At 77.3% G+C, this 7162-nt stretch carries 7 protein-coding genes; 2 read left to right on the forward strand and 5 right to left on the reverse strand.

Annotation, left to right across the window (positions count from 1 at the left end; all coding sequences use genetic code 11):
* The first annotated feature begins 117 nt into the window (after positions 1–117).
* The gene (locus tag GTR00_RS10485) at positions 118–507 is read left to right on the forward strand and encodes a VOC family protein (RefSeq protein WP_166611570.1); all 390 of its coding nucleotides are present in this window, start codon (positions 118–120) and stop codon (positions 505–507) included.
* Between the two features lie 24 nt (positions 508–531).
* Here GTR00_RS10485 and GTR00_RS10490 read toward each other — a convergent pair whose 3' ends face one another.
* The 3 genes from GTR00_RS10490 to GTR00_RS10500 all read right to left on the reverse strand — a co-directional run bounded on the left by GTR00_RS10490 (position 532) and on the right by GTR00_RS10500 (position 3416).
* On the reverse strand, positions 532–996 hold the full coding sequence (locus GTR00_RS10490; RefSeq protein ID WP_166611571.1) for a hypothetical protein: 465 nt from the start codon (positions 994–996) through the stop codon (positions 532–534).
* Positions 997–1115: 119 nt separating this feature from the next.
* Positions 1116–2000 (reverse strand): PhzF family phenazine biosynthesis protein, encoded by an 885-nt coding sequence (locus GTR00_RS10495; protein ID WP_166611576.1) that lies wholly within the window; start codon positions 1998–2000, stop codon positions 1116–1118.
* A gap of 78 nt (positions 2001–2078) precedes the next feature.
* Positions 2079–3416, reverse strand: a complete 1338-nt coding sequence (locus GTR00_RS10500; protein WP_166611572.1) for a sensor domain-containing phosphodiesterase — start codon at positions 3414–3416, stop codon at positions 2079–2081.
* A gap of 189 nt (positions 3417–3605) precedes the next feature.
* Here GTR00_RS10500 and GTR00_RS10505 point away from each other — a divergent pair, with 189 nt between their 5' ends.
* The gene (locus tag GTR00_RS10505; RefSeq protein WP_166611573.1) at positions 3606–5180 is read left to right on the forward strand and encodes a sensor domain-containing diguanylate cyclase; all 1575 of its coding nucleotides are present in this window, start codon (positions 3606–3608) and stop codon (positions 5178–5180) included.
* A 6-nt stretch (positions 5181–5186) separates the two neighbouring features.
* Here GTR00_RS10505 and GTR00_RS10510 read toward each other — a convergent pair whose 3' ends face one another.
* Positions 5187–5543 (reverse strand): cupin domain-containing protein, encoded by a 357-nt coding sequence (locus GTR00_RS10510; RefSeq protein WP_166611574.1) that lies wholly within the window; start codon positions 5541–5543, stop codon positions 5187–5189.
* Between the two features lie 46 nt (positions 5544–5589).
* Positions 5590–7162, reverse strand: a 1573-nt coding sequence (locus GTR00_RS10515; protein ID WP_205705505.1) for an alpha/beta hydrolase domain-containing protein, incomplete at its 5' end; no start/stop codon positions are given.

A 7162-nucleotide genomic window follows, 5' to 3' on the forward strand; every position in this document is an offset into this window, starting at 1 on the left:
GCGCCGCCGGCAGCCCGCAGCGGTGGGAGAGCCCGATCCACGGGAACATCCTGGCGCGGGCCGCCGTTCCACCCTCACTCCGTACGCCGTACGGAGTGATCGAGGGGAGGAGCACCCGTGCACATCACCGCCAGCGCCGTCTCGCTCAACGTCGAGGACGTGCGAGCCTCCAGCACCTTCCTGAGCACCCACTTCGGCTTCTCCGAGGACGCGGCGGCACCGGGCTTCGCCAGCCTGAGCAGGCCCGACGCGGGGGTGCACGTCGTCTTCCTGCGCCGCGGGCTGGCGACCCTGCCCGCCGACCAGCGCGAGGAGCACGCCCGCGGCCAGATCCTCGCCTTCGTCGTCGACGACCTCGAGGGCGAGCTCGCCCGGCTGCAGCGCGAGGGGGTGGCCATCACCATGCCGCTGACGGTCGAGGAGTGGGGCGAGCGCGCCTTCCAGGTGCGCGACCCCAACGGCGTGGTCGTCCAGCTCGTCGACTGGAACGGCCCCGCGACGAGCTGACGCCCGGACCGGCCCGGGCGCCCGTCAGGCGTCCGGACCGGCGGCCCGCGGGGCGTGCGGGGGCGCTGCCCGCAACCGCCGCTGGGCCACCGACTGCGAACGCGTCAGCTCCCCGCGCTGGCGCGTCCCGGCGCCCTGCACGCACACCCGCCAGGCCCGCTGCTGCTCGGCACCGGCGCGCTCCAGCGCGCGCTCGACCCGCGCCCGCGCGTCCGCCCCCGGCAGCGCAGCGCCGGCGTCACCGCCAGCGCCCCGCCCCTCCGCGCGCAGCGGCGGGAGCGAGGCCTCGGCGGCGGCGCTCAGGCGCACCCGCTCGCCGTCGTCGATGCCCTGCACCGCCAGGCGCGGCTGCCCCACCAGGCGCAACCCGCGCTCGCGGGCCTGGCGCCGCAGGTCCGCGCGCACGCGCTCGCGCAGGGTGCACGGGTAGCGGCACCACTCGCCCCAGCCGGCGATGGTCACCACGACCAGGTGAGCGTTGCTGGACACGGAGCCTCCCCACGACCGGCGGACCCCGGTGAGCACACCGCGCAGCACGCCGCACCGCAGCCCGCAGTTGGACCCCTGCGCGCCACGGTGCGTCCACCACCCGCGACCGGCAACTCGGTTCAGCCCATCGCGACGGCGCGGCCGCTCACGACGACCCCGCCCGTGCGGGGGACGTCGACGGTGAGCAGCCCGGGGCGGCCCACGTGCCGGCCCTGGTGCACCTGCACGCGCGAGGGCACCGGCACCAGCGCCAGCTCGCGCAGGTACCCGCCCAGCGCCGCCGCCGCCGACCCCGTCGCGGGGTCCTCGGTGATCGCCCCGACGGGGAAGAGGTTGCGCGCCTCGAACCGGTCCGGCCCCAGCGCGCGCAGGACGCTCACCGTGCCCGTCCAGCCCTGCTCGTCCATCAGCGCGCGCACCGCGGCCGGCTCGAAGGTGAAGGTGTCGAAGACGTCCGCGGCCGCCAGGAAGAGCAGCGGGTGGGGGTTGCCCGCGTCCGCGGTGCGCACCGGGAAGCGCCCGTCCAGGTCGGCGCGCCGCGCGCCGATCAGGGCGAGCAGCCGGTCCAGGACGTCCTCCGCCAGCGGGCCCACCCGCGGCGGCACGCTGGTGAACGCCGCCCGCACCCCCTCCGGCCCGGCGGTGGTGCGCACCACCACCTCGCCGACGGGGGTGTCGAAGACCACCGTGCCGCTGCCGGGCGCACCGCTGCCCGCCGGTGCGCCGGCCGCGGCGCGCTCGGCCAGCGCCACCGCCGTCGCCACCGTGGCGTGGCCGCAGAAGGGGACCTCCGCGTGCGGGGAGAAGTAGCGCACCCCCCAGCGCGGGTCGGCGTCGTCGGCGGGGCGCACCACGAACGCGGTCTCGGCGAAGCCCACCTCGGCGGCCACCGCCAGCATCCGCGCGTCGGAGGCGCCGCGGGCGTCCAGGACGACGCCGGCAGGGTTGCCGCCCTCGGGACGGTCGGTGAAGGCGGCGTAGCGCAGGACGTCCACGGTGCGCAGCGTAGGGCCGGCCGGCGCGCCCCGCCGCGCTCCCGCCGCGATCGCCCGGGAGCGGTCCTCCACCCGGGGGGGCCGTCCTCAGCCGCGCGCGGGCAGCGGGTCCCGGGCGAGGAGGTGCCCGGTGAGGTCCGCGACGGCGCGGGGGGCGGAGAACAGGTACCCCTGCGCGTGGCGCACCCCCAGCGCGGTCAGGGCGGCGGCCTGCTCGGGCGTCTCCACGCCCTCGGCCACCACGCCGCAGCCCAGGCGCTGGGCCAGCTGCACCAGCGAGGCCGCCAGCAGGTCGTCGCGCTCGGAGCGGCCCAGCGCCGCCACGAAGCAGCGGTCGATCTTGACCACGTCGGGCTGGAAGCGCTGCAGGTAGGAGAAGGAGGCGTAGCCGGTGCCGAAGTCGTCCAGCGCCAGCTCCACCCCCAGGGCGCGGATGCGCTGCAGCGCGGTGTCGACGTCACCGCCGCCGGCGGCCAGCGACGTCTCGGTGAGCTCCAGCACCAGCGCCTCGGGCGGCAGCCCGCTGATGGTCAGGGCGTCGGCGATGACCTGGGCCACGTCCGGTTCGCTGAGCTGGCGGCCGGAGAGGTTCACCGCCACGTGCAGGTCCGCGGACGCACCGCCGGCACCGCCCTGCGCTCGCCACAGGGCCACCTGGGTGCACGCCAGCGTCAGCACCTGCCGGCCCAGCGGCACGACGAGGCCGCTGGCCTCGGCCAGCGGCAGGAACTCCGCCGGCGCCAGCAGCCCGCGCTCGGGGTGGTCCCAGCGCACCAGCGCCTCCACCCCGAGCCAGCGCCGCGAGGGCAGGTCCACCACGGGCTGGTAGTGCACCGCCAGCTGGCCGGCGTCGATGCCGGCGCGCAGGGCGTGGCTGTCGACGAGGACGTCCGGACCGCTCAGCCCGGCGGCGGCGTCGGCGCGGCGCAGCTCCAGCAGCTCGGCGACGGTTCCGGCCAGCTCGCTGAGCACCTGCACGGCGGCGGTGTCCAGCTCGCGCGGAGCGCGGTCCATCACGCACAGCGCGCCCAGCGGCAGCCCGTCGCGCCCGATGATCGGCGCGCCGGCGTAGGAGCGCACGTGCTGCGGGCCGGTGACCATCGGCAGGTCCGCGAAGCGCGCGTCCGCGGTGGCGTCGGGCACGACGATCGCCTCCTCGGCGGCCACCACGTGGGCGCAGAAGGACTCCTCGCGCGGCGTCTGGCGCACCCCCGGGCCCAGGACGTGCTCCACCCCGGAGGCGGAGGTGAACAGCTGCCGGTGCTCGTCGACCAGGCTGATCAGCGCCGTCGACGTGCCCAGGGCGCGCGCCGCCGCCCGAGTCAGCGCGTCCAGCGCCGCGTCGGGACCGGTGTGGAGCACCCGGTAGCTGTGCAGCGAGGCCAGCCGCTCCCCCTCGCGCGGGTGCCGCGGTGCTGCCGGCATTCCTGGTCCCCCCTGCTGTCGTCCCGCCAGCCCGCCGGCCGCCCGTCGGGGGCGGGCGCTCGGGCGCTCACCCCCTGGTCCTCGGCACCCGCGGGGCGTTCCTCGATGCGCTGCCCGGGTGGTCCGCCGCGGGTGCGCGGGGCGCTCAAGGGCGCGGGCGCGGCGGCCGATGCTGGCGGGGTGGGAGGGGTGGATCCGGTCGCCGAGGCGCAGCGCGAGGCCGCCGTGCACCGGTACGGCCTGCTCGGGGACGGGCGCGGGGGCGCGGGCGCCGGGCTCGCCGAGGTCGACGAGGTCGACGAGGTCGACGAGCAGATCGACGCCGTCGTGCGCGTGGCCGCCGCCGTCGCCGGCGTGCGCAGCGCGGCCGTGAACCTCATCGACGCGCGCTCGCAGTGCACCGTCAGCGCCACCGGTGGTCCCACGGGCCGCATCCCCCGCAGCCAGTCGCTGTGCGCCACCCACTTCACCGCCGGGGAGGCGGTGCACGTGCCCGACGCCCGCCGCGAGGCGCGCTACGCGGACAACCCCTGGGTGGACGGGCGGCACGGCTCGGTCCGCTCCTACACCTCGATCCCCCTGGTCAGCCCCGACGGGCACGCGCTGGGCACCCTGTGCGCCCTCGACGCCGAGCCCCGCGAGCTGAGCGACGAGCAGCTGGCCCGGCTGGGCGACCTCGCCGGCGTCGTCGTGGCGCTGTTCGAGCGGCGCCGCCAGGCGGTGCTCAACGCCCGGCTGGCCGTCGAGGCGGAGCAGCAGCGCGCCCTGGCGCAGTCGCTGGTGGAGCGCGAGCAGCGGCGCGCCGAGCAGCTGGCCGCCCTGGCGCGCGCCACGCGCGCGGTCGCCACCGCGGAGGACCCCCGCACCGCGGTCTGCGCCGCCGCGCGCGAGCTCGCCGGCGCCGACGCCGCCTACCTGCTGCAGCCGGGGACGGGCCCGGACGGGCGCGGCCGGCTGCTCTCCACCGCCTCGGTGGGCCTGGCCGCGGGCACGCGGCTGCGCCTGGACCTGGACGGCGGGCGGGCGCTGCCGCTCAGCGCCTTCCGCAGCGCCCGCCCGCTCTTCGTCGCCGACGTCGCCGGCCACCCCGACGCCGACCCCGCGCTGGTCGAGTCCTCCGGCACCGTCTCCGGGCTCTGGCAGCCGGTCCTGCTGCGCGACGGCTCCTGCACCGGCGTGCTGGGCGTGGTCTGGCGCCACCGCCTGGAGGAGCTGGAGGCCACGCCGGCGGCGATGCTGCACACCCTGGCCGGCCAGGCCGCGCACGCCCTGGAGCGCACCGAGCTGCTGACCCGCCTGCAGCACGCCTCCGAGCGCGACCCGCTCACCGGCGTCGGCAACCGCCGCCACTGGAACCGGGTGGCCGCCCGCGAGGTGGAGGCCGCCGAGAGCGCCGGGCGCCCGGTGACGTTCGCGCTGATCGACCTGGACCACTTCAAGGCCTACAACGACGCCTACGGGCACCTGGCCGGCGACGACCTGCTGCGCGAGTTCGCCGCCGCGGCCACCGCGCAGCTGCGCGAGGAGGACACCCTGGCGCGCTGGGGCGGGGAGGAGTTCGCCCTGGCCCTGCCCGGGCGCACCCTGAGCCAGGCGCGCACCGTCGCCGAGCGCATCCGCGCGGCCGTGCCCCACGCCCAGACCGCCACCGTCGGCCTGGCGCAGTGGCTGCCGGGCACCAGCGCCGCCACCGTCCTGGCGCGCGCCGACGCCGCCCTGTACCGCGGCAAGCGGGACGGGCGCGACACCACCGTCAGCGCGTGAGTGGCCTCAGCCCCGCACCTGCGAGGGCCACCGGACCGTGATGGTGGTCGTCTCCGCCGTGGCGGAGGACTCCCAGGTGTGCGACTCCCCCGGGTACCAGATGACGTAGTCCCCGGAGCGGCGCAGCACGACCTCGCCCTCGCGGAACCTGATCCGCTGGGAGCCGCTGACCAGCACGCACAGCGAGGTCTGCCGCTCCGGCGGCGTCCACTCGTCGTCGCGCGAACCGGGCGCCAGGCGCGCCCACTTCACCTCCACGTCGTCGCTGGCCAGCTGGTCGGCGCGCCCGGCCTTGAAGCGGCCCACCAGCCAGCCCCCGTCCTGCGCGCCGTCGTCGTCGGCGTTGCCCGCGTGCCAGCTCACCCCGCGATCCTGCCGCCGCGCCGGTGCACCGGCCAGCCGGCGCGGCTCAGCCGCGGGCGACCTGCTGCGCCTCGCGCACCAGGCGCTCGGCGTCGGAGCGGGTGAGGAAACCGGCGCGCTGCAGGTCGCGGACGTCCTGGCGCACGCGGCGCACGTACTCGCCGGGCGAGGGGTACAGCCGTTCGAGCACGGTGTCGGGCAGGGGCACCTCGTAGCCGGCGATGTAGCAGAAGGAGGCGCCGGTCGCCGTGCCGTACCAGGTGCTGCGCGGCACGTCGAGGTACGGCGAGCGCAGCCCGCCGCGCACGTTGCCGAACTCGTCGAGGACGGGCTGGCCGTGGCGCACCACGATCGGGTCCGCGCGCGGGGGTGCGACGCCGTCGCGCACCCAGCGGTCCAGGTTGCGCAGGGCGGCGTCGAAGAAGATGGAGCTGGGGAAGCGGCTGCGCGGTCCCTGGTCGCAGGAGGCCGGCGGCACCTCGCGCCCGGCCGCCACGATGTCCACCGCGGACGCCGAGGAGGTCAGCTCGTCCGGGGTGGCGTGGCCGGCCCCGGCCATCTCGTAGTGGCGGAACTCGTCGCCCCGCTGGTCGCTGTCGGGGCGGCGCGAGCCGATGCCGCGCAGGTAGTCCGACTGCGACATCATCTGGATCACCGGCACGCCGATGCCGTACAGCTGCCGGCGCGGGTCCCCGGCCGGCGGCGCCGCCTCGCACTGGTTCATCGGGTAGGCCCCGGCGAACGCCCCGCCGGCCACGCCGATGAGGTAGGCGTCGTAGGTGGGCCGGCCCTGGGCCTGGACGACGAGCGGGTGCACCGCCTTGGCGTAGTTCACCAGGTAGCCGCCGGTCTGGGAGTAGCCGAACCCGTAGGCGTGCTGGACGCGGGTGCGCTCGCCGCCGTAGGTCAGGGGGTTGTCCGCCCCGTCCCCGCGCAGCCAGTTGCCCACCTGGGTGTACGCGTCCCACACCAGGCCGTTCTCGGTGGAGCGGGAGGTGTCGGCGGGCAGCGCGACGGCCGGGGTGGCGGGGTCCGCGTCGGCGTCCACCGTGGAGCAGTTCGCCGGGTCGTCCAGCGGCAGCGGGTTGGCGAAGGAGAGGGCCGCGTAGCGCTCGGCGTCGAAGTTCTGCAGCGCCTGCACCGCGACGGGCTTGGCGGTGATGCCGACCCACGCGTCGCCGTTCTCCACGATCCGCCGGTGCGCCACGGCCCAGCCGATGTTCAGGTCGAAGAGGTTGGAGGGGTTGAGCATCTCCACCACCACGTTGCCGCTGAAGCGCTGCGCCGAGGCGGGGCGGCGCACGAGCACGCGCGTGGTGTACGGCGCGCCGGCGGTGCGCACCACGGCCGGGGCGTCCTCGGGCCAGCTGTAGACGTTCGAGGTGCCGCTGGCGAGGAACTCCTCCTCGACGTACCCGGACGCGGACAGGTCCTCGGGCACCTGCGCGTGGTCGGCCGCGCCGAAGGGGTGGCTGGTGCCGGTGACCGGCAGCGGCCCGCTGACCTGCGGCACCGGCGCCCCGGGCACCGGTGCCGGTGCTGCCGCCGGCGGCGCGGCCGCTGGTGCCGCCGCCGGCGCTGGTGCGCTCGAGGGGGCGGGCTGCCCGGCGGCGGTGAGC

Source organism: Kineococcus indalonis (genome assembly GCF_009906395.1).
Classification (GTDB): Bacteria; Actinomycetota; Actinomycetes; order Actinomycetales; family Kineococcaceae; genus Kineococcus; species Kineococcus indalonis.